16 protein-coding genes and 1 pseudogene are annotated in these 24,743 nt (G+C 43.9%); 11 read left to right on the forward strand and 6 right to left on the reverse strand.

Annotation, left to right across the window (positions count from 1 at the left end):
• Positions 1-174: 174 nt before the first annotated feature.
• Together emrD and ampC are read right to left on the reverse strand one after the other, a co-directional pair.
• Positions 175-1,407, reverse strand: a pseudogene (gene emrD / locus NE536_RS09275) (multidrug efflux MFS transporter EmrD).
• 424 nt (positions 1,408-1,831) lie between these two features.
• Positions 1,832-3,016 carry a class C beta-lactamase gene (ampC, locus tag NE536_RS09280; RefSeq protein ID WP_261272516.1) on the reverse strand — a complete coding sequence of 395 codons (1,185 nt, stop codon included), beginning with the start codon at positions 3,014-3,016 and terminating at the stop codon, positions 1,832-1,834.
• Positions 3,017-3,303: 287 nt separating this feature from the next.
• Between ampC and NE536_RS09285 the strand changes: the two genes are divergently transcribed.
• Entirely contained in the window at positions 3,304-4,068 is a 765-nt protein-coding gene (locus tag NE536_RS09285) for a tRNA-uridine aminocarboxypropyltransferase (protein WP_106650563.1), read from the forward strand.
• Between the two features lie 163 nt (positions 4,069-4,231).
• Here NE536_RS09285 and NE536_RS09290 read toward each other — a convergent pair whose 3' ends face one another.
• Both NE536_RS09290 and NE536_RS09295 read right to left on the reverse strand, forming a co-directional pair.
• Complete coding sequence (locus NE536_RS09290) at positions 4,232-6,289, reverse strand: PhoX family protein (protein ID WP_261272517.1); 2,058 nt, start codon at positions 6,287-6,289, stop codon at positions 4,232-4,234.
• 394 nt (positions 6,290-6,683) lie between these two features.
• Entirely contained in the window at positions 6,684-7,799 is a 1,116-nt protein-coding gene (locus NE536_RS09295) for a tyrosine-type recombinase/integrase (RefSeq protein WP_261272518.1), read from the reverse strand.
• 591 nt (positions 7,800-8,390) lie between these two features.
• Between NE536_RS09295 and NE536_RS09300 the strand changes: the two genes are divergently transcribed.
• The 4 genes from NE536_RS09300 (at position 8,391) to NE536_RS09315 (ending at position 11,972) form a co-directional block, all read left to right on the forward strand.
• Positions 8,391-8,927, forward strand: a complete 537-nt coding sequence (locus tag NE536_RS09300) for a hypothetical protein (RefSeq protein WP_261272519.1) — start codon at positions 8,391-8,393, stop codon at positions 8,925-8,927.
• Positions 8,928-9,040: 113 nt separating this feature from the next.
• The gene (locus tag NE536_RS09305; RefSeq protein WP_220590293.1) at positions 9,041-9,379 is read left to right on the forward strand and encodes a hypothetical protein; all 339 of its coding nucleotides are present in this window, start codon (positions 9,041-9,043) and stop codon (positions 9,377-9,379) included.
• A 336-nt stretch (positions 9,380-9,715) separates the two neighbouring features.
• Positions 9,716-11,704, forward strand: a complete 1,989-nt coding sequence (locus NE536_RS09310) for a RecQ family ATP-dependent DNA helicase (RefSeq protein ID WP_261272520.1) — start codon at positions 9,716-9,718, stop codon at positions 11,702-11,704.
• Positions 11,697-11,972, forward strand: a complete 276-nt coding sequence (locus NE536_RS09315; protein WP_106650557.1) for a hypothetical protein — start codon at positions 11,697-11,699, stop codon at positions 11,970-11,972. The genes NE536_RS09310 and NE536_RS09315 overlap by 8 nt, the downstream gene beginning before the upstream one ends.
• Before the next feature lie 87 nt (positions 11,973-12,059).
• Here the strand turns inward: NE536_RS09315 and eco are convergent, their stop codons facing one another.
• Complete coding sequence (gene eco / locus NE536_RS09320; protein WP_261272521.1) at positions 12,060-12,611, reverse strand: serine protease inhibitor ecotin; 552 nt, start codon at positions 12,609-12,611, stop codon at positions 12,060-12,062.
• Positions 12,612-13,094: 483 nt separating this feature from the next.
• Between eco and dmeF the strand changes: the two genes are divergently transcribed.
• The 5 genes from dmeF (at position 13,095) to NE536_RS09345 (ending at position 20,336) form a co-directional block, all read left to right on the forward strand.
• Positions 13,095-14,327, forward strand: coding sequence for a CDF family Co(II)/Ni(II) efflux transporter DmeF (gene dmeF / locus NE536_RS09325; RefSeq protein WP_261272522.1), 1,233 nt, complete (start codon positions 13,095-13,097; stop codon positions 14,325-14,327).
• The gene (locus tag NE536_RS09330; RefSeq protein ID WP_220776880.1) at positions 14,328-14,837 is read left to right on the forward strand and encodes a MarR family winged helix-turn-helix transcriptional regulator; all 510 of its coding nucleotides are present in this window, start codon (positions 14,328-14,330) and stop codon (positions 14,835-14,837) included.
• A gap of 211 nt (positions 14,838-15,048) precedes the next feature.
• A complete protein-coding gene (locus NE536_RS09335) occupies positions 15,049-17,142 on the forward strand; it encodes a prolyl oligopeptidase family serine peptidase (RefSeq protein WP_259573751.1) in 2,094 nt (697 codons plus the stop codon).
• 268 nt (positions 17,143-17,410) lie between these two features.
• A complete protein-coding gene (locus NE536_RS09340) occupies positions 17,411-19,036 on the forward strand; it encodes a phosphoethanolamine transferase (protein WP_261272523.1) in 1,626 nt (541 codons plus the stop codon).
• A gap of 271 nt (positions 19,037-19,307) precedes the next feature.
• Positions 19,308-20,336 (forward strand): GGDEF domain-containing protein, encoded by a 1,029-nt coding sequence (locus tag NE536_RS09345; protein WP_063882908.1) that lies wholly within the window; start codon positions 19,308-19,310, stop codon positions 20,334-20,336.
• Between the two features lie 272 nt (positions 20,337-20,608).
• On the opposite strand, the gene NE536_RS09350 is transcribed toward NE536_RS09345, so the two are convergent.
• Positions 20,609-23,314 (reverse strand): acetate--CoA ligase family protein, encoded by a 2,706-nt coding sequence (locus tag NE536_RS09350; RefSeq protein ID WP_261272524.1) that lies wholly within the window; start codon positions 23,312-23,314, stop codon positions 20,609-20,611.
• A gap of 276 nt (positions 23,315-23,590) precedes the next feature.
• On the opposite strand from NE536_RS09350, the gene NE536_RS09355 reads away from it, so the two are divergent.
• On the forward strand, positions 23,591-24,733 hold the full coding sequence (locus NE536_RS09355; RefSeq protein WP_261272525.1) for a methyl-accepting chemotaxis protein: 1,143 nt from the start codon (positions 23,591-23,593) through the stop codon (positions 24,731-24,733).
• Positions 24,734-24,743 lie beyond the last annotated feature (10 nt).

Genomic DNA, 24,743 nt, shown 5'->3' on the forward strand with positions numbered 1-24,743 from the left:
AATTTGCCAATATTTCTGTTTAAGTACAGTTTGTTACCGATTAAAAAGCCCACATTGTAGTGGGCTTTTTTGTTTAATTACGACAATAGATTTTGCTTAAGCTAAGAACGCTATCGCGTCTATTTTTCGGCATTAAATCTATGGTTTTAAATCTAGGATCTTAAATTTAGGGTATTAAATCTGTGGCATCAAATTGTGGTGAGTGTCATTTTGATCTCTGGCGTAATACAAAGACAAAATCACTAACACCACCATGACAGCGCTTAATAAACCTATGCTCAACTGGCCGCCCATAGGCACTAAAGACATAGTCAATGCGGCAAGTCCGGCACCAAAATTTTGTAATCCTCCCAGTAATGCCCCCGCAATTCCTGCTTGACGTGGAAATGGCTCTAAAGCCGCCGAGGTCAGGGTAGGGAACAGCATGCCAGCGCCACTGAAGAATAAAATCGATCCAACCAGTAAACTCCAACCGACGACTAAATTGAAAAGCCCCGGGATCAACATGAATAAGGCGCCAGCACCGAGCAGCGCAACACCTTGATAGATAACTCTTTGCGGCTTATTTTGTCGACCTGCGATCAGCGCGCCCAATAAATAGCCTGGAATCGGCGCCACAAAATAGCAACTGACCATAAAAGGCGTCAGCCCAAGATATTGGCCATAGAGAACGCCGGCAATGGCTTCAAACGCCGCAATACCCGCAAAGGTTGCGATCAATGAAAATAGATAAGCTCGAAATGCTCTATGGCGCAGGACATGCCGATAGGATGCGATAACGGCTTGATGTTCCCGCTGCGCCTTAGGTAACGATTCTTTAAAGGCGAATATCAATAACAGCCAGACCACGGCACCGAATCCCGCTAACACCCAGTACACGGCTTACCAGCCAAAGTAGGCCGCACTGGCGCTACCGATAAATGGTGCCAGTAAAGGTAAAAACACCACAGCCATAGAGACATAGCTATTAAATTTTACCAGTCGGTCGCCAAAGTAATGATCGCGGGGAATGCTACGGCATAATGCGCCTGCGCTGGCTGTGCCTAATCCTTGGATAAGGCTTGCCATTATCAGTTGGTTAAAACTTGTGGCCTTCGCCGCGAACACTGCGCCTAGAACGAAAATTGCGATACCCACGATGAGTGGCATTTTACGACCAACGCGATCTGACACTGGGCCATACACAAATTGAAACATCCCGTAGGAGAGTAAGTAACAGGCCATCACTGCTTGTAGCTGACTGGCGTCCACATTGAGCCCGAGTGCAATTTGCGGAAGGGCAGGCACAAAAATCGTTTGCGCCATTTGGCCACAGGCGACCATAAAGACAATCATTAACAGTAAACTAGACTGACTCGCCGTTGGAGCGACATCGTGATGAATAGGAGAGTGAGGCGTGCCTGACATGATATTTCCGAAAAAGGTCACTTAATGTATTTGCGCGCATCTTACTCCCTAAAAGCGTAACTTCAAGTGTCAATCATATTGATTTGATGAAATAATTTTTAATGCGACGCATAAGTTTTTCTCTTCATTTTTAGCTGTAAAGCTAAACTTACGTAGGGTTATTTATCTGTTAACCAGGTCGAATAATTGCAAATGAATTAATACTCAGATTAACCCTTCACTGCCTATTTTCTTACATGGGAGTTTGCTTAAAAATATTGGCTATTAAGAGATTGGAGGTAAGCAAGTGGATAAGATGTCTAATACAAGCCACCCTAAAAAAATCACGCTAAAAATATAGATAAGGAACAAATAAAAAAGGAGATAGCGAATCGGGCTATCCCCTTATTTCCCTTAATGCTAGATAGTCGCTACCAGCAAGATGCTATTTTTGTAATTTCTCTATGCCAGTTAAAATCTGATAGCCCACAGTCACCCGTGGCGGAACGGGATAATTTTTATTGCTTAACAATACTATGCCAAGCTTTTGCGCGGGAATAAATGCTGCATAAGCGGCAAAACCGCCGGTTGAGCCGGTTTTATTAATCCACACATTTTGCTGCGGCGCGAGGGGCGGCACTATGGGTTTAACTGGCGTACTGCCAAACACCACTTCCTGAGTGTGGCCCATAAGTATTTTATCAAGATCAATAGGATAGGAGTAATGCTCCCAAATCATATCTTGGGTCATCATGCCCACATCAAAGTATCCCGTGTGGGTCTCATCGAGTGCCGTTTGCAGTGGCTTAGCTAGCGGGTGCATTTGAATATTGGCCTCCACAAAATGCAGCAGATCCGTGGCTGTGGTTTTAACGCCATAGGCTTCATCGGCTAATACACCGGGATTGACCCGCACTGGCATGTCTTGTTTATTGTAGCCTTGGGCATAATCAGCCATTTTGCTGCTCGGAACCTGAATATAGCTGCTAGCCATACCCAATTGTGGAAATAGCGTTTGCTCAAGAGCTTGTTGAAACGTTTTATCTAAACTCTGTGCGGCAATCATGCCGAGCAGGCCAATGCTTGGATTGGCGTAATTCCTGTGCGTCCCTGGGGCAAATGACGGTTGCCAATGCTTAAGATAATCCATTAATTCTGCGTTATTCGTGACCTTGTCGGGCACTTGCATCGGCAGATCTCCCGCAGTGTGAGTCGCTAGATTGATGAGACTAATCTTGTCAAAATGGCTGCCTTTTAATGCCGGAACATAATCACTAGTCATATCCGTGAGTGATAATTTGCCTTCGATTTGTGCATAGTTCGCCAGTGTCGCGGTAAAGGTTTTACTGATAGAGCCAATCTCGAACAGAGTATGTTCAGTCACACTTTGCCCTGTGGTTTTAGAACTGACGCCATATTGGTAAAAATACTGTTTACCCTCAATGGTGATGCCAATCACCGCACCGGGAATACCGTACTCGGCCATCAGAGGTTTGACTGCGGAATCAACAAGTGACTGGATGTCTTTGGTATTAAGCGTTTCGGCCGTCGTGACATTAGAAAAAAGCGTTGCAGTGAGCAATACACCGCTTAATAACGGCATGGTAGCGAGCAGGGTATGTCGTTGCATAATTGACCTTTTATCGAAATTGCATTTATAGAGTAGAGATTGCACACGATATTACGGTAATTCCCCATTAAGTTAAGTCCTTACTGATATTTAGCATTATTTTCCCTTTGAAGGTAACTAAAGCGTTAACTTCGCTAACCCTGTGTTAAAAGCGATGTGGTGACATGGAGTTTGGCATTACAGCTGTTGCGCCCTTTACGGCCAAGGGATAAACTGCGCCACCGCGAGAGGAAAGTGCTGAATAACTTAGCTGCAATCCCTAATAAGTTTGAAAGAGAATAGGTTTTATGGCTTTAGCCCCACATGCAGTGCACCATTTATATCAGTACCGTAAGTCTCTATCGACTAAGCCCTTTGGTGCCCGTGGTAAAAAACTGATCCGCTGTCCATTATGTCTTTTAGGTGAGCAGTTCTGTACCTGCGCGCTGCGCCGTCAGTTACAGACTCAAGCGAGTTTTCTGCTGATCATGTACAACGATGAAGTGCTAAAACCAACTAACAGTGGGCGCTTGATTGCGGATCTCATCCCAGATACACACGCCTATATTTGGTCGCGCACTGAACCTGAAGCGGCATTACTTACCTTACTCAATTCGCCGCAATATCAACCCTATTTAGTGTTTCCTGCCCAATATGCGGAGCAAGGACAAACGGTACTAAATCAGGTACCTATGTCGATGTTAGCCGAAGGCAAACGGCCGTTGTTAATCATGCTCGATGGCAGTTGGCGTGAAGCGATTAAAATGTTCCGTAAGAGTCCATACTTGCATTCTTTGCCACTGCTTTCCTTTGACCCAGATACGCTGGCAACCTATGCATTGCGTAAAGGCAGCCATGACTTTCAACTTGGCACCGCCGAGGTGGCATCATTAGCTTTAGGGGCGATTGGCGAAGCGGCTAATGGCAAAGCCTTAAGTACATGGTTTGATTTGTTTGTCGAATCATCATTACTGGGTCGTAATCGTCGTTGCCGCGAAGATCTTCTGCCAATCACAGATTTTACCGATGCCTTTGAACTAGCTTTTGAACAGGCCAATAACGGCAAGCGTTAATTCATCTTCTAAATGAATGTGTATTTAAAGCATTTAAGTCCGCTATTATCTTAAATAAAAAAACTCCCCTCAGGTAAGGGGAGTTTATATAAGCGTATATATTTTTTGGCAATAACGTTTTATTTACACTTCGACCAATGCCGATATATCCACAGATAACGACTTATACAGCGACTTCTTTACCATCTAATTTGCGAATAACCACAGTGGCGGCGCGAGGCCGTAATGTGATTCCGGCTGGTGTTTGTTCAGCGGCATTAGACGAATAAGGCCAGTTACCTGGGTGCTGAATGTTAGCAAATACCGAAGTGTAATCTGGGCTAATGGCAAAACCTGTCACTTCACAGTCGTTGGGGCCGACAAAGAAACGCTTTAATTCCATTTGATTATCGGCGGTTACGCCTACTTGTTTCTCTTGGCCATCTACAAGTGTTGAAGGCACTATTGCGAGCATTTGATCGTTAGTTTCTTCGGCAACTTCCTTGGCGCCGTTGTCGGTTTGAACCCACAAGATACCGCGTTTATCAAAGGCTAAACCATCTGGGCTGGCAAATTGATTGAGATCGGTTAAGCCTGACAAGTTGGTCTCAGCATTGCCATCGCTGGGAGAGCCAAAAACAAAAATATCCCATGTAAATTCAGTCGCTTTGTCGCCTTCATCCCAACGGATAATATGGCCGAAATAGTTTTTCAATCTTGGGTTGGCAGGATTCGCTTCGGTACGTTTCGAGTTGTTGGTCAGGGTCAAATAAGCTGAACCTGTGAATGGATCGACCGCGCACCATTCAGGTCGGTCCATAGGTGTCGCGCCGACTAGGTCCGCTGCGCCCGCTGTGTTTAAAATAATGTCGGCCAAAGTTGCGAAGCTATCGCTTAAGGTTTTGCCGTCTGTGGTTTGGCTATCTAACGTCAAAGGCAACCAAATACCGCCACCATTTTCATTGAATTTAGCCGCGTATAAAGTACCTTCATTCATGTACTTATCGCCAGTTTGAAGGCGGTTGCTGCTGTCAGCATCCTTTGCATCCCAGGCCGCATTTGAAACAAATTTATAGAGGTATTCGAATTGCGAATCGTGGCCAGAATAGAACACCACGGGCTTGCCTTCGGTTAATTTACCAAAGGTACAACCCTCATGGCGGAAACGACCAAGGGCGGTACGTTTTACCGCGCGAGATGTGGCATTGTACGGGTCAATTTCGACAATATAACCGTGGCCGTTTGCTTCATTACGGTAGTCATCCTGCGCACTTGCGCCCTTTGGCGTGACATCAAAACGGGCAAATTCATCGAGGCGTTCTTCATCATGACCCGCAAGATCGTCCCAGCCATAACGTGTACTGGTTTTACTGATCCCGATGCGACTCTGATCGGCGGTTAAGCTGCCACGATTGGCAAAATAGCCTGGCCAATTTTCTTCACAGGTCAGGTAAGTGCCCCAAGGCGTGTAGCCATTACCACAGTTATTTAAGGTGCCGCGTGCTTGGCTGCCGTCGGGAGAATAGCGGGTTTCGAGTAGCGAAGAGTAGGCCAGAGGACCGCTGATATCCATCACAGTCGCGCCAGTGAATCGACGGTTATGACCATCATTACTGACGACTTCCCATTGATTATTCATCAGTTTTATACGTACAACCGACACGCCATGGGCGTTAATTTCTTTGCGCACTTCATCGATCACAGTGCGAAGACCAGAAGTGGGGTCAAATGTCTGGCCCGTAGGATGCAAGGCATCTTCGTCAATGTATTCGTGGTTAATGCAGAGTAGGCCGTCATCACCCGCATCGTTTAATGGGAAGAAATGCATGCCATCGTGGTGCATACCCACTGAGTTGGCTTGGTCATCGGCCGTATTACTACCATCGTTTTTCCATGGCGCCGCTTTTGCGTTTAATGGCGTGCCCCAAGGTGCTAACACCTGCGCTGTGTAACCTTCAGGCACGACAACCGCATCTAAGCGAGAACCCGCAACCGATGTAAAGTTAAGCTTGGCACTACTTTTAGTCGGTGGCACTGGCGTGACTGGATCGACAGGTTTAGGAATAGCTTCATTGTCTGAACCACAAGCGGTTAAGCCAACACTGGCAAAAGCAGTCATAGCGCTGAGGCCTAGACCACTTTTTACGAAATTACGGCGAGATAAATGCTTATCCAACACTTGATTAAAGGGTTCATTATTACTTTTATTATAAAGTGTAGGATCAAAGGTGGCCTTACTCATGTTTTACTCCGGCTAGTACGATGAATTAAATTTCGTGCCTAAGGCTAAAGTACCAATATGACAATAAAGCTGATTTTATATTACAGGAATAATTTAAAGAGTTATCCAATCGATATGTTTGAATAATGTTAGAACTGGCGTGATGTGTTTTTTAAGATAACAAGGCATAAAACTTAAAATAACATTAATTAGACTTATTGCTCCAATTTGAAGCTTGAAATAAATATAAAATATGAGTTGATAGTGAAATCATTATCAACTCATAGGATTTTCTCAGGTTAATATTCTTAAAATAAAAAAGTTTAAATTATTTATATGCTTAGAAAACGATATTTATGCGGTTAGTTTTCCGATGAGTCGATAATGTTGACACTTAATCTTTAACAGTTAAGTGTTAATCTTTAGGTTTTAAATAATGACGAAGTGAACGCGGATCGGTATGTCCGGTTCTGGCCATGATGTACAAATGATCTTTATTATTTTCATGGAGTTGTGTTACGCAACCACTACGCAAACTGTGGGCACCATAAAATCTGGCGGGCAATCCTGCTTTAGTACAATATTTTTTTATGATGCGATAAATATCATCGCCAGTAAGGAAACCACTATTTTTATTCAATAATGAACTCGCTCCGGAATGTCGATCCTTCATTTGATACGGCCGTAAATTTTTTCCATCACGGGAAAGCGATCTAAATAAATGTCCGTCTTCAATATTGGCTAGTGATAACCAATTTTTTACTGCATCGAGTGCTGCAAAAGGTTCATGATCTGGTAAGTCTTTCCATTCACGCTGGCCTTGCTGATTACTCTTCGAATAGGGCAAACGTACTTTTAATTTGTTACGCAGAAAACTGACATACTGAACTTTTATATCTGCGAGTTCAGAGCGGCGAAACCCACCTTGCAGTCCTAACTGAATAATTGCTTTGTCCCGCGCTCGGGTTAATGGCTGCTCTTGTTCATCGATAGCTTGGATCAACATTTCCACTTCATCATACATAATGGGTTGCTGATCATAATCACTCACATAGCGGGATTGATTTCTGCTCAAACCGCGCATTACTCTCATCACCAGGGGATGTTCGGTAGGCGAGTGGAATCCCGCTTGAATATGATGGTAGCGAATTGCTGCTAATCTTGTGGTTAATGTTTGCTTAGAAAGTTGAACGCCAGTGCTTTCTTGGATCAATTCTTTTTGATGACCAATAAATGAAATCACGCTTCGTGGATCTGCGGGCAGGGCCTGCAGTTGGTGCTCGGCACAATAACGACTGAATACACTAAAGCTCGTATTATAAACACGGCGAGTGTTCACTGAAATTTCATATTCAGTTTCTTCGGCGGCGCTTAAATAATCACTTCGAACCGATTGTGGTAGGAAAGACTCTTCAAAAAAACGTGGCTGCTCAGCACGGTTATTCTGGTGATGATCTGAGCCAGTCGCTCTTTCATTCAATATATTGGCGTTATTTTGAGCATTAGTATTTGTCCGGATGATTTTAGACATGCCGTTGAAGTCACCTGATATTGAATTAAGAAGGCATAATTATACGCAAATCATGGCTATATCTACCAGTGATAATCGTCATTATCACTGGTAGAGTGCTTATTTGTTTAAATAATCCTCTTTTATCAGTGAAGGGGAAATTAAATATCATTAAGTTGGATTGTTTAGTTTAAAAAATAGCCAAGATAAACCCGTTATAACAATGGTGATTAATTCAGCAGAGTTATAATAAGAGCCAAATTTAGTATGAAATTTATACTTTGTATATGAGATAGTTTTGAACTCGGTTAGCCACAGATGTGCAGATTAAAAGAATGGTGTAACCATTTTATTTGCCATTCTTGAATAGAAGGCCGTTAAACTAGGCTTGTATGTTGGGTGAAATTTAAGCGAATAACGACAACCGCTTATCTGGTTATTGAGGTGATATGCATTGAGCTATTTCAGTCTAGGGTAAAATGAAGCATAAGGAATCGATCATTAATCAATAAAATGGTTGAACCATATATTAATACTTGTCGATTTGTACTAGCATGAGTTCCCATTTATTTTATCCGCATTGAACGCATGCTTAACTGAAGAAACGTATTTATGGAACCGCAAGCTTGGATATATCAACAAGACAAACCAACCTCAGGCAGAAAATTATTATTGCTTGAGGAAGCAGAATTGATTTTTGCCTTACCCTTAATTTATCGCCTTATCAATCCTGAAGCCGTCGCATCTAAACCAGATTGGTTTTGTGGCGCTGAGTTACAAACGGTTTTATATACTGAGTTGGTGACGCAATTAAATGAATTAGTCCGATTACGCAAAAAGGCACAGCGACTCGACAACGAGCTCATGAAGGTAAATAAAATGCTCAATCAGTATTTTACTGATTTGGGTTGGCGCATGGTTCGTAAAGAGCTATCTCAAATAAAAAAGCGTCAGAAAAAATCCCATATAGAGGTAAGTAGGGATATTATTCAGAGATTAAAGCGTTATATGGAGACACAAAAGTTAGACAGTTTTGATCAGGCGATTGATAACTTATTGTCAGAGCATGATGCCGATATCTCACAAAGCCATTTGCAGCATCCAGATGACATTGTTGACAATATTATTGGCGTCGAGATACGTGATTAATAATCGCTTAAATGAGCAAGTTAGCCGTGACTTATCTGTGCAGACACGTAAAATTGCTGTTAAGTTTAAAGGGATATTTTTAGTTTAGGATTAAGTAACATGGGGCATCAGAAATGAGTGTAAGCATTGCAAATGAAAGGAAAATTGCTGTCCTGTGCCGAATTGAACCTGGCTGTCTCGGACCAGATGGTGTGGATCATATTGAGGCTTTTTGTGCTTTGGCCCAGAAAGCGATGCAACATTTCGACGTCGATGTTGGCACTTGGTTGCTGATCCCAAGATACGATAAAACCTTGGAAGAGATGCAATACAGTGTTGCCAATAAATTACTTTCCCGCGAACAAGCGACTAAATATCTTGTCTCTATCGGACGTGATATTGATAGTTTTGAAGAAAGATTTCAGGATAAACTCACCTCGCTGATTAATTTATACCTTGCGAGAAAACCGTAAACTGAAGGCTTTGCTTTGCCGAGATTAACCTCAGCTTTAGCCTCGGCGCATACGTTAGCCATAGCTCAAATATCTAAAGCCATTTTTATTTTCGCATTCAATTTTTTATAAAAATGGCTATTTACTTCTCATAAAATCAATACATTAACCATCATTCTTCATCTGCGGCATCATTGATTCCAATTGATAAACTCAGCGTCAAAACTCAGTTGTCGGTAATTAACTCCGTAAAGTAGCTCAAAATTTGCTAGACTAGTCGACTCACTTAATGCTGAATCTTTTTCTTGCGGTATACCCAATTTTTGGGGTGGTAAGGATGAGTGTAAAGGACGGTTGATGTTTAATTCCATTCCAGAAACTAATCCATACATTAGTTTGTTGCAGCGGGATTTCGGGTTTTCTGAATTTCGTTCTGGCCAAGCGCAAACGATAACCCAACTGTTGGCGGGGAAGTCGAGTTTGGCTATTTTTCCCACGGGTTCTGGTAAATCCCTTTGTTACCAATTTACAGCATTGCAATTACCCCATTTGAGTTTAGTGATTTCACCTTTACTCGCCTTGATGAAAGACCAGTTGGAATTTTTACAATCTAAGGGAATTCATGCGGCTAGCATAGATTCAACCTTAAGTGCTGAGCAAAGTCAGCAAGTGATGACAGATGCGCGTTCTGGCAAGTTGAAAATTTTGATGGTGTCGGTTGAACGTTTCAAAAATGAACGTTTTCGGCAATTTATTCAATCGGTTCCGCTGTCAATGCTGGTCGTCGATGAGGCGCATTGTATTTCAGAGTGGGGCCATAATTTTCGGCCCGATTATCTTAAATTGCCCGACTATCGGCGTGAGCTTGAGATCCCATTGGTACTGTTATTGACGGCCACAGCAACACGTAAAGTGAAACTGGATATGGCCAAGCGCTTTGATATTGCGCCTGAACACATAGTGCAAACGGGATTTTATCGACCCAATTTAGATTTGACTGTTCTGCCTGTATCAACGCAAGAGAAGAATACCTTACTGGTTCAGCAGATTGCATCATTCTCAGGTGCCGGCATTGTGTATGTAACTTTGCAGCAAACCGCCGAAACGGTCGCACGACTTTTGAGCCAACAAGGTATAGTCGCCAGTGCCTATCATGCTGGATTTGAAGATGAAAAACGTCAACAAATTCAAAATGATTTTATGCAGGATAAGCTGCAAGTGGTAGTGGCAACCATCGCTTTTGGCATGGGAATCGATAAGAGCAATATTCGTTTTGTGATCCACTACGATTTGCCTAAATCCATTGAAAACTACAGCCAAGAAATCGGCAGAGCAGGGCGTGATGGTGCGTTATCCCATTGTGTCACTTTGGCCAATCTTGACGGGCTCAATACCGTTGAAAATTTTGTGTATGGCGATACGCCGGAGCGAGAAGGTATAGCACAAGTCATTGAGACTATTCGACTTGAACAAGATTTCGGTCAGTGGGAATGTCAGCTCAATGGCGTGTCGACGGCGAGTAATATTCGCCAGTTACCGTTAAAAACGTTACTTGTGCAGCTAGAAATTTTAGGTGTGGTTAAGCCGTTATTCGCTTACTACGCTGACGTTAATTACAAGTTTTTGGTCGACAAACACGCCATTCTGAGCCGATTTAATCCCGAGCGGCAGGCGTTTTTGATGCAGATTTTTAATCATACTCAGATGAAGAAAATATGGGGCGCGTTAGATTTTGATGCCTTGTACAGTGCAACGGGTCATGAGCGCAGCCGCGTGTTAGCCGCGCTGGAATATTTAGCTGAACATCAGTTGATTGAATTAGAGACTAAACGAATTACCGATGTTTATCGGGTGGATGTTGCCGCATTAGCGCGTCCCGAACTCATCGATGAGCTGTACCATTATTTTATTGATAAAGAGCAGAAAGAAATTGCGCGAATAGCGCAGTTAGTGCGTTTTTTTGAGCTTGATAAATGCTTAAGCCACAATTTATCTCGATATTTTGATGATAATGCAACACCGGTTGCATGCGGTCATTGCAGTGTTTGCCGCGGTCATTTTGCTAAGTTGAGTTATTCGACCGAACCGACGTGGCCGACAGATCTGCAGATATTGGCTGATTTGCGAGAGTTGAAACATCATTTAACGGCAAAGGGCATTGAGACTTTGTCACTTGATACCTATTGTCGTTGCCTCGCTGGTATGTCGGTGCCCTTGGTGAGTCGGTTCCAAGTGCGTAAGTTAAGTGGCTTCGGCCGCTGTGAAAAATTGAGATATGCTGAAATTAAACAGAAAGTTGAGTCACTGTTGTCGCAACTAGATGATAAAAGAGTTGAACATGAATAAGGCCGTAAAAAAGATGTTAGCCACCCATGAACATTTAGTTCACTCTGAAGGTGTAACTGTGGTTTCCCATATGCAAAGGGAAAAGGCTGAATGGGTGCAACATACTGTTATGATTGAAAATTGTGATGTGCCGTTTAAGTTCAGACGCGTAAAAAAGTATAAGAATCTACAAGGCCAAAAGGTTAATGTCATTTACTATCCAGAGACAGAAACGGTGGCAGGCTTTGAGATAGAAATCATGCAAGTTGTTAGAATTAAACGATTCTAGCCAATGTGCTTCGCATCTTTGCTGCTATCAATCAGCAAAGACGCGAAGTGAATTTGATGTATGATTCGAACGTTAAAGTCAGGCTACTTACTTGGAATATTGATAGGTTGAATCTACTTTCCACGTTCTGAAACGCAGTTCAGCACCTTCAGGTAGATAAAATACCTTAGGTAAACGGCTGTCGTAGCGCATTTTTAGTTCACCTGGAATACGAACAAAAGCCTCTTTTTTCGCCAGTTCAAAACAGGCCATCATAGTACTCGGTCCTTCAGCTATCTCATCCACTTGATAGTAATTGTAACCCCAACCTTGTACAGTCAGTTCCTTCAATTCCCCGTTTAATCCATGTTTATTGCAATCGACCATTTGAGTCTGGCCAATTTGGATTTCGATCATGTAGTCATCTTCGTTTTCTAACTTAGGCAAACTCAAAATGTGCTGCACCATGCCAGCTGCTGGAGCAGGGAACATCTTAGTGGCTTCATGTGCGCGGTAATCATTTTTATCGAAACGTTGAATGTTAACCATAGGTGCATTTAACCCTGTTGGGTGTGGTGGACTGACTGCCGTGGCATTAAATGACAATAGTGCAAATGCAAGGGAAACGGCGCTAACGCTAAATAAGGTCTTAAATTTCATCTTGTTTCTCCTAATCGAACTGAATGGCTGTCGACAAATTTGTCGATGTTCTGCCCCTATAAACGCAGCAGAAGCAAGAAAGGGTTAAATTATTTAATAAAAATTTATTTTTAACCCGAAAAATTTTTATCAATTTGAATAATAAGGATTTATGACACTCTCCAAAGACTAATTTTATACGTTAACGGCGATTTCAATTCTTTGCTGAGTTAGTTATTTACAAGTAAATCAATTACTCATTAAACCTTGCCTGAACTATTTTGCCTAGTCTAGTTATCTTTCTTGCTTCACATACTGGCGTCTCGACTGATGGCAGGAGTACAGATGCATTATGGGGGTCCACATGCACGTTTAAAAGTTTGAAAACGGTATATCTTGATAAATAGTTAATTTGAACTTCATATATTTTGATTATCAAACTATAATTCAGGCAACACGTTTTTTAATCATTGATAGCGATGGACAAGGAGTAGGAATAACACAATGAAATCAACTACAGCCGAGCAAGTGACAGAGCATCAAGCTACTGCCCACCGCCAAGGGCACTCACTCGCCCAGTGGCAACACTCCCATGAGTTTTCGAGCCAAAACCGCGATGGCGAAAAGAACACGCGTTATGTACTGTATTTAACTGTCATCACTATGGTGGCTGAAATTGCTGCCGGAACCATTTACGGTTCTATGGCACTGCTCGCCGACGGTTGGCATATGGTAACCCATGCCGCGGCCTTTATGATCACGTTATTCGCCTATTCCTATGCCCGTAAACACGCTAACGATCCTGCTTTTGCTTTCGGTACTGGCAAAGTGAGTGTGCTTGGCGGTTATACCAGCGCAATAGCGCTAGGACTTGTGGCACTGGTGATGTTGATTGAATCGGGAATGCGACTGATTAGTCCCGAGCAAATTCATTTCAACGAAGCTATTTTTGTGGCCGTTATTGGTTTAAGCGTCAATATAATGAGTGTGTTTTTACTTAAAGATCATCATACCCACGACCATGGGCACGCTCATGGTCATAGTCACGGGCATGGACATGATCATAGTCACGACCATGATCATGAAGACGAACATGCTCACGCGCATCATAACAGCCAAGCAAACCCCCATGACGATCATGCCCATACAGCACATTCACACGATGAAAGTCATCATGATCATAGCCATTGCCAACATGAACAGGATCACCAACATGCTGCAGAGCATGAGCATGAGCATGAGCATGAGCATGAGCATGAGCACAAGAGCCAGAAGGCCCACGGTGGCCATGATCACAACCTACGTGCGGCCTATTTTCACGTACTGGCCGATGCGTTAACGTCAGTGCTCGCCATCGCTGCTTTGTTGTTTGGTAAATACATGGGACTAACTTGGCTCGACCCGATTATGGGGATTGTCGGCGCTGTGATTATCAGCCGTTGGTCTTGGGGACTCATTCAGCAAACCAGCCCTATTTTGCTGGACGGCGGCGTTAGAGCATCATTGCAGCGTAAGGTCGTGGAAACTCTTGAGGCCGTACCGGATCATCAAGTGGCCGATTTACATCTTTGGCGAGTGAGCGCCGATCACCATGCTATTATGGTGTCCATCGTGTCCCATTCACCGAAAGATGTCAGTTATTTTAATCAGTTACTGTCACAATTTCCTGAATTGGCTCATATCACCATTGAACTCCATACTTGTCGTCAGCGCGAGTGTATGGCTAAGGAAGCCTAAATGACTGTTGAACATCATCCCTCATCAAACCTGCATGCAAGTGAGGCACATTTGCCTGCTGCACAATCAACAGCTGGACATTCAACGGCCGCGCATTCAACAGATCATGCATTAAATCATGTGATTATTGAATTTTATGAAAAGCTGTCGTCATGGGAACACGCCATTGTGCGCGACAAAGGGTTTAGTCTATCGCAGGTGCACACCATTGAGTTACTCGGCGTGCACGGCGCCATGCGGATGAAAGAACTGGCGGATAAGATTGGCGTCACAACCGGCACATTAACAGTTCAAATCGATAAAATGGTAGAGGCACAGTGGGTTGTGCGTCGTCCCCATGAAACCGATCGCCGGTCGATTCTGGTGGAGTTAACCGATAAGGGGCAAGCCTTGTTCCTCGAACATGATGCTTTGCATCTACAACTCACCACAGATCTCACCGCAAAAATGAGCAGTGAAGAGCGAATCGTGCTGCTTAATTTACTGTCACGCATGAATAACGAGTTTTAATTTACCCTATTTCATCCACTAAAAAGCGTCCTTCTCGGACGCTTTTTTATAGCACGTCATCTTTAAAAACGCGATTCATTCTAGATTAATCATCAGCCATTACAATATCTTACCTTTTGTTACATTCTTGTTGGATTAATAGTTGAACTGGATACCAATTAAGGTAATGTAAGGGCAGATCTCAAGATGGACTCTGTTTAAAAGGAATAGAATGAATAATAAATTACTGCCTTGGTGCATTGCAGGAGTGCTCGGAATGAGCGGTCAACTTCACGCAGAAGAAGATAAATACATTTGGTTGGAAGATGTTGAAGGCGCTAAGCCAATGGAATGGGTGAAAACCCAAAATGCCGCATCTGCCGCCGAAATTAAAGCCTTTAAAGGTTTTGATACCTTAGTGGCGAACAGTCTCGCCATCCTGAACGATAAAGAACGCATTCCCTACGCCACCCATATTGGTGACAAGTTATATAACTTTTGGAAGGATGATACCCATGTGCGCGGCATTTACCGCCGTACCACAATGGAAGAATATGCCAAGGTCGATCCTAAATGGGAAACCGTGCTCGATATCGATGCCTTAGGTAAAGCCGAAGCCGTCAATTGGGTATTTAAGGATATTAGCTGTCAGTATCCCGAAAATGAGCGCTGTTTTGTCTCATTGTCTCGCGGCGGTGCTGATGCGGTGGAAGTGCGTGAATTTAATCTCAACACTAAATCCTTTGTTGCTGCCAAAGATAAACCATTCTTTTTAAAAGAAGCCAAATCGAGTCTGAGCTGGATAGATAAAGATCACGCCTTTGTCGGTACAGATTTTGGTGATGGTCAAAGCATGACGGACTCTGGATATCCACGGGGCGTTAAACTGTGGCAACGCGGCACGCCACTCGAGCAAGCTAAGCCTGTTTTTACTGGCGATAAGGCTTCAGTTGCAGTTTCTGGCTGGGTGTTATTTGATGATAAAACGCCGCTGAGTTTAGTCACCGAAGCGCATACTTTTTATACCGCCAGCCAATATGTGTACCAAGACGGTAAACTTATTGGATTGCCTTTACCGCAAGATGCTGAGATTAAAGGTTATTTCAAAGGTAAGTTATTCATTGAGTTAAAGAGTGATTTAACCAATCAAGACGGTAACTTTAAGCAAGGCGCGGTCGTGTATGCCGATGTGGCGGATCTTATCGCTCAAAAAGCCAAGTTCAGTTTATTTGTAAGCCCGACTCAAACCGCATCGATAGCGCAGCTCAGTTTTAGTAAGAGTGCAATTTTCGTTAATTGGCTCGATAACGTGAAAAGCAAATTAGTGCGTTATGAGCAAGACGAAAAGGGCGCTTGGCAAAGTACCCAAGTCCCATTCGAAGCGAATGGCGCCTTGACTGTAATGGATGTTGAGCAAGACAGTGATGATTTCTTTGTGAATTACACCAGTTTTCTTGAACCTTCAACTCTCTACACTGTGAATGCTAAAACCCTAAATCCGCAGAAAATTAAAGGTATGCCGCAACAGTTTGCGGCGGACAAGTTTAAAACCGAGCAATACTTTGCGACGTCTAAAGATGGCACTAAAGTGCCTTATTTTGTGGTGATGGCTAAGGATCTTAAGTTAGATGGCACTAATCCCACGCTACTTTACGGCTACGGCGGGTTTGAAGTGTCGTTGCGTCCATCTTATTCGGCCACCATTGGTAAGAATTGGTTAGAGCAGGGCGGCGTTTATGTGTTATCCAACATTCGTGGCGGTGGCGAATACGGTCCTGCTTGGCATCAAGCGGCGTTAAAGCAAAATCGACATAAAGCCTATGAGGATTTTGAGGCAATCGCTGAAGATTTGATTGCCCGTAAAATCACCTCAAGCAAACATTTAGGCATCCAAGGCGGCAGCAACGGCGGCCTGTTAATGGGCGCGGCATTTACCCGCAGACCAGATCTTTATAATGCTGTCGTGTGCCAAGTACCTTTACTTGATATGTTTAGATTCAATAAGTTGCTAGCGGGTGCCAGCTGGATGGGCGAATACGGTAACCCTGATATTCCAGAAGAATGGGCGTATATTAAAACCTACTCGCCTTATCATAACCTGCATAAAGACGTGCATTATCCAAAGGTCTTTTTCACCACTTCTACCCGTGACGACAGGGTTCACCCAGGTCACGCCCGTAAGATGGTCGCTAAGATGAAAGACATGGGGATTGATGTGTTGTACTACGAAAATATCGAAGGTGGCCACGCCGGCGCTGCAGATAATAATCAAGCTGCGGAACTTAATTCAATGGCGTTTGCCTACTTATTACAGCAGTTACGATAATCACCGCAGGGTTAACATGAATTGTTAATTCGTTGGTGATAAAACCGAGCAAGGCCCTAATAGGTTGGGGAGCAAAAAACGGTCGAACTCATTGAGGTTCGGCCGTTTTTTTAACTTTGTTTTTAAAATGTGAGCATTAACCACAGATAATTTGAGCCATTACCAAGAGCTTGCTACTATGGCAAAAAATTTGACTGTTACAGCCTAAGATTACCTTAAGAATATTAAGTTAGTCTCGACAAACAACTAATTTGAGTGAGAGCTATCAGTGCTAGCAAGATTTAAGACTCTATCGGTGAATCGATTCACTTTTATCACAGCGTTATTTTACGTTTGTATTTTCAATATCCCACTATTTGGCATCATTAAAAAAGGCATCGAAAAACAACCGGATGTCGATCCAATCTTCATCGCTACTATGCCGTTGTTTTTAGCCTTTGCCCTCAGTTTTGTGTTTTCCTTATTTACGGTGAAGTACCTCGTTAAGCCGTTTTTCATCATACTCACCTTGTTGTCATCAAGTGTGTTCTTCGCCGCCTATCAATACAATGTCGTGTTTGATTACGGCATGATAGAAAACACCTTTCAAACCAATCATGCCGAAGCGCTGATGTATGTGAATTTTGCTTCGATAATGAATATGTTACTGACAGGGATTTTACCTGCGTACCTTATTTATAAGGCCGATATTCAGTACCAGCCTTTTTTCAAAGAGTTACTACATAAAGTGTTGTTTATGGTGGCGATGTTGGCGGGACTCGGCATTATTGCTTTCTTCTATTTCCAAGATTACGCCGCCTTTGGCCGCAACAACGATGAGCCAAAACGTTATATTGTGCCGACGTACTTTATTGGCGCTGCGTCTAAGTACATTAATGTGCATTATTTGCAAACGCCGATTGAATATCAGCCACTGGGTCTCGATGCCAAAAATGTCAGTGCCAACCCTAATGGTAAACCTAACTTATTAGTTCTTGTGGTCGGTGAAACCGCGCGGTCTATGAGTTATCAGTATTATGGTTATGACAAGCCAACCAACGCCCATACCCAAGATCAAGGCTTGATTGTCTTTAAAGATACCAGTTCATGTGGCACGGCAACGGCGGTTTCTCTTCCTTGCATGTTCTCGCGCATGGGACGGGATGATTACGATTCACGCCGCGCCTATGCCCAAGATACTGCGGTAGATGTGTTGAACCATGGCGGAATTAAAGTGCAATGGTTTGACAATGACTCTGGTTGTAAAGGCGTGTGCGATCAAGTTGAAAACATTACAATTGATTTGAACAGCGATCCTGAGTTGTGTACTGGCCAATATTGTTTCGACCAAGTGTTACTCAACAAATTAGATGAAACCTTGGCCACTGCAGAACGCAAAGATACTGTGATTGTGTTGCATGTGATTGGTAGCCATGGACCGACGTATTTCTTACGTTATCCACCGGAGCACCGTAAGTTCACACCGGATTGTCAGCGCAGCGATATCCAAAACTGTAGCCCAGATGAGCTGATGAACACCTACGACAACACCATTTTGTATACTGACTACATCATCAGCGAAGTAGTGAAGAAGTTACAAAATCAGCAAGATAAATTTGATCCAGCCATGTTGTATCTCAGCGACCACGGCGAGTCTTTAGGTGAGAAGGGCATGTATTTACATGGCGCACCTTATAGCATTGCGCCAATCGAACAGACGAGTATTCCTATGCTTGCTTGGGTATCTGAAGATTTCAGTAAAGATAACCACTTAGATATGGCTTGTTTAGCTGAGCACGCGGCGAAGGGCGGTTTCTCCCACGACAATTTATTCGACAGTCTTTTAGGCCTAATGAATGTCAAGACCGAGGTATATCAGCCTAAGTTAGATATCTTTGCCAGTTGCCGAGGTTAATCAACCCATTAACGCATCAATATTGAGTCGCTAACATTATCGTGCGACTCAATGTTATCTTGTGACTAAGTATGATCTACTGACCACAAGTTATTGAGTGATACCTAGTTAGTTTGTCTTAGTCGATCCAAGTTCGAACTTCAAAGAGGATGGCAACATCCTCTTTTCTTTTGCTCCCTATCATAATAATTGATTTCTCCCATATCCAAATCGAAGCACTTGAGTTAACTTAATGCATACAAAAACATAACAAGTCTATGGTTCGCGATTTATGCCTTCTACTGCAGAAAATAAAGAGCTTGATTCTGCCGCGCAAATTTTGCGTTTGGCCGTACCGCAAATGTCTGCCCTCGATATCCCCGTTACACCTGAAAACTACACTGTTTGGTATGAATATTTTGCAGGGACAAATCTCGATTTAAATCGTGCGATTGATGGCTTTCTGGCTAATTCGGTCTCTTTTACTAAGGAGGTCAATACCAGCCTGTATAAGAACTTCATTCAAGAACAGTCACCCGAAGTGATTGAAAATGTGCAGATTGAAACGCAAATCCTGATCAATAGTTTGTTAAGTAAAATCAGCCAGTTGAGTCAAGGCACCGCGGCGTTTTCAGGTTCATTAGCCGAGTTTGGTCTACGTCTACAGACGAATCCCGACATTAATACCTTAAACGAGCTGGTTGATGGTGTAGTCGATGAAATGCAGATGCTGCTCATCAACAACCGTGAGATGGAGCAAAGCCTGTGCACCATGGGCCAAGAAGTGCAAAATCTTAAATCGGAAATGGAAAACCTGAGCCTGGCAGCGATGACTGACCAATTAACCTCGCTGCACAATCGCCGTGCCTATGAACTGAGTATTCAAGATCAAATCTACCTTTCCCAAGATCATCAAACCCGTTGCAGCCTTTTACTGATCGATATCGATAACTTTAAAGCCTTTAACGACACTTATGGCCATTTAACCGGCGATAAAGTGTTAGCCTATGTCGCATTAGCCTTAAAACAATGTGTGCGAGGGGATGACTTTGTGGCGCGCTATGGCGGCGAAGAGTTTGTGGTGGTGTTGCCTAACACTCATTTTCACGATGCATTACAAGTGGCTGAAAATCTACGGGAACGTATCTCTGAGCGCCGCTTAACCATAGGAAAAGACAAAAAACTTTCCCTTGGTGCCATTACTGTTTCGATTGGCCTTGCTTCATTGCAGCAAGGCGACGATGCCGAAACTCTATTTAGTCGCGCCGATAAGGCCCTGTATCAAGCCAAGTCCGAAGGCCGTAACTGCGTCAGGGGATAAAATAGATAGGGTATAAATAGATAGGTGATTTTCGGCTGAGTTTTGCTGGTTCAGTCACCATAAACAGCTTTATTTTGCTGCGTTTATTCAGCCAACGGTGCACAGCCTTGGCTCATTACCTATACACTTCTCAAGCATCTGACATTTTAAGTGATTAATCGATAAGAGTCAGTTGCATAAAAATTGAACTTTGTGGTTGTACTGTGGATTCCAGCAGATATGATAACAAAACGCCGCAAATCATTGCGGCGTTTTTGTTAGTCAGGATAAGGCTATTTATCAGTGGGCGACTTTAAATCCATATGCATTTTGATCAAATGCTCCTCCATATCGAAGGTCACCTTAAAACCAAGACTCTTGGCAAGGCTAGCCATATTGCGATTCTCGAACATGGTAAAGCCGGTGAGCACGGGCGTATCATTGGCTTGATAATACTTAATCAGTTTTTCGAGCAACAATTTACCTAAACCTATACCTTGATGATCGCCGCGCACAGCCATGGCAAATTCGGCCTCAGTATTGTCGGGGTCGATAGACGCACGCACGGCACCTAAGGTGATGTCATCGCCATCTGGGCCTTTGGCCGTGGCGATAAAAGCCATCTCACGGGCGTAATCGATTTGGGTTAATACCGCCATTTCTTCATGGGTCATTTTAGAGCGCACCCCGAAATAGCGTTTGTATCTGTCTTCATCGGAGAGCGAATTATCAAAAGCCAAATGCTTGGGTTCATCTTCGGGCAGAATCGGCCTTAGCATTACCTTAAGGCCATTTTTAAGCTCGGCAACTTCTTCTAATTCCTTCGGATACGGCATGATGGCCATCCGTGATGAACTGTCGGCATTGGCATCGTGCAAACGGGTATTCACATCGAGCAGCGTAATGTTTTCACCCGCGGCTAATACCGGGTTTAAATCCAAAGAGGCGATTTCGGGGCAATCGATAATGATGTGGGATATTTGCGTTAGCATCACGCACAGGGCATTCATGTCTAAACCGAGCGGTAAATGCCTGTCCTTCAACTTATGCGTCTTTAACGCTTGGATCACCATGTAACGCGCCAGTGCCATATTCAGTGGTGGCAGGGCAACGGCGGCGTCATTAGTTGGATCCCATTCAGAGCCACCTTCACCCAAACAAATCGCTGGACCAAAGACGGGATCGCTTATCACGGCCACGCGGATTTCCTGAGCGCCAGCGGTCAATGCCATTTTTTGCACTATCATGCCTTCGATAATGGCTTCAGGATTGGCCTGATGCACCCTCTGGGTAATCGCATTCGCGGCGTGGCGGATATCTTCAGCCGAGGTTAAATTGAGCATCACTCCGTGCACATCGGACTTATGCAAGATATTCGGAGACTGCACTTTTAACGCTAAGGGATAGCCCGCTTCATTCGCAATGGCCACCGCTTCATCGGCATCTTTCACAAACCAAGTGTCTATGGTGTTAAGCCCATAAGCCCGCAAAATAGGGCTGGCCTCGTGGGTTTCGAGTACTGATTTTCCTTTCGCTTGAGCCGCTTGCAGTAATTTGCGCGCCGTGAGGCTATCTGTCGGAATATTGTCGGGGATCGATTGCGGCACTTCTTGCAGCAGTTTTTGGTTACGACGGTATTCAACCATGTGCATAAAGGCACCCACAGCACCTTCGGGTGTACGGTAGGTAGATATACCGCCCTTAGTGAAGCGTTTTCGTGCCTGATAAGCAGAGTCTTCACCGCTCCAGTTCGTCAAAATATTGAGACGATTCTTTTTGGGATGCGCGTGGATCACACTCACCAAAGCATCAGCTATCTCAACACTTTCACCGAGTGCTGAAGGGGAGTGCAAGACCAAAATAGCGTCAAGTTCATTGGAATCCATCAAGATAGTCAAGGCTTTAGCATATCGTGACGCGTTCGCATCACCAATAATATCGATGGGATTTTGCCTTGACCAAGTATTCGGTAACACAGCTTCTAATTTGGCTATGGTATCTTCTGATAACTCCGCCAGTTTACCGCCGCGCATAATGAGTTCATCCACAGCTAACACCGCGGGGCCGCCACCGTTACTGATAATCCCTAAGCGCTCACCTTGCAGCGGATTGGAATGCGCTAAACTTTCAACCGCGGCAAACAGTTCAATTAAATCGTTAACCCGCAACATACCTGCACGGCGAAACGCCGCTTCATACACTGCATCGTTACCGCCAACACCGCCCGTATGCAATTTTGCGGCGCGGGCACCTTCGGCGCTGCGGCCCGATTTAATCACTAGAATTGGTTTATTGCGTGAAGCGGCTCGAGCGGCCGAGAGGAAATGGCGCTTCTCATTCACCGAGTCGATATAAAGCATGATGGCGCTGGTGCGGCTATCGCGGCCAAGGAAATCGAGCAGTTCGTCAAAGTTAATGTCGGTGGCATCACCGAGGGAGATAAAGGAGGAAAAGCCAATACCTTTGTTATTGGCCCAATCGAGTACCGTTGTACAAATAGCAGCCGATTGAGACACAAAGGCTATTTTGCCCGGTAGGGCGCTGGCGTGGGCTAAGCTGGCGTTTAATCCCAATGGGGGTAATAGCATTCCTAAGCTATTTGGCCCCAGAATGCGCATCCCGTAACGCTTAGCATTTTGCATGGCAAGGTCGAGCAGGCTCACGCCATCTTCGTTAAATTCCTGTGCCATTCCCGCTGCCATAATAATGGCCACCTTACAGCCAAATTGCGCAAGGGTTTCAACGATGGCGGGCACACGGCAAGCGCGGGTACAAATAACCGCTAAATCGGGTTTGATGGGTAAGGCTTCAATATTGGGATAGGCGAGCACGCCCATCACTGCCCGATACTTAGGGGTGACTGGCATGATAGGCCCAGAAAAACCACTCGATAGTAGGTTTTTCATCAGCACATTACCCGCGCGTTTTTCGGTATTCGAAGCGCCGATAATGGCAACGGAAGTCGGTTTAAATAAGGAGTTTAATGTACGTTGACTCATAAGCGATTCCATCCCAATCCATGACGCTTCCAGTGTAACCCAGGGTATGAGGACTGCACAGTTAAGTTTCGGGTTCCATTAAGACAAGTTTATTAGCAAATCATGAATTTACGGCGATTTACTGAGAATTAGCGCTCAATGCTGAGGATTTATATCGCGATAACTGCATTTTCCGCATTGCGACACGTAACAATGTGAATAATTTCACTTTCGTGTTTGAAAATCACCCAATATGAAACTACTTTTTAATCACTGTACAATTATTGTGAAGTCCATATGACATACAAGGATGGGGTCGTTGCGGTGCTCGCGGCAGGCGTTGGATATGCGCTGAGTTTGATAACATTGTGGGCTATTGGTCCGGTTATTTCTGTATTGATGATGTTGCTGTGGCAATTTTATCAGCACCAGCAAATGCAGTCAGTTCAACAGCATGATGATAAGTCCTTCAATAACCAACTTGCCGCAGATTGGCAAGCCCATATCAGTCTGTACCAAGAGTCAATCACGACGCTTAACGGCTGCGAGGCTAATATTGACAGTGTGCTAGCGGTGCAAGGTGACGCAGTCAATTTGCTCGGTGAGTCATTCGATGGTTTAGGGCGGTTAATGACGGAGCAGACAGGATTTATTTCAGATCTCGTTAAGAGTACTGATGATGCTGAGTTATTCCATTCAGATCAAATGAAGCAATTTGCCAATAATACCTCGATGACGTTAGAGCGCTTTATTCAAACCACAGTAGATATGTCAGCATCGACCATGGAGTTGTTGGAAAAAGTGAATCTTATCTACGAGGCCATGCCCCAAGCAATGAAAGCCTTACAGGATATAGATCAAATCTCTTCCCAGACCAATTTACTCGCCTTAAATGCGGCAATTGAAGCGGCGCGGGCGGGTGATGCGGGTAGAGGCTTTGCCGTTGTGGCAGATGAAGTGCGCGCTTTATCCACTCGTAGCGCAGGTTTTAGTGAAAGCATACAAAAACAGCTTAAATCAATTCAAATTCAGATTGAACAATTAACCGTACACGTAAGTAAAGTCGCCGCTCAAGATATGACTTATATTATTGATGCCAAAAAGGATATAGATACTGCACTAAGGCAGATTATCGTTAAAGCAGAGAAGGATTCTCAAGTGATTGAACGTATCGATTCATCGGCACATGAACTAGAACAAGCCATCTCGGATACTATTCGGGGATTGCAGTTCAGTGATATTACTTCCCAAAGCCTGATTTACACAAATCAGTCCCTAAACCATTTAAAAGAATCGCTCAATCGCGTCACCAACATGTCGCAACAGGAGTTTGGCATTAAGGGGGATGACATCACAATACAAATGAGTCGCCGACGTCAGGAGACTCATAATCCCGTTTCAAGGGATCAAATTACCTGTGGTGAAATTGAACTCTTTTAATTAGGGATAG

It is taken from the genome of Shewanella septentrionalis (genome assembly GCF_025370265.1).
Classification (GTDB): Bacteria; Pseudomonadota; Gammaproteobacteria; order Enterobacterales; family Shewanellaceae; genus Shewanella; species Shewanella hafniensis.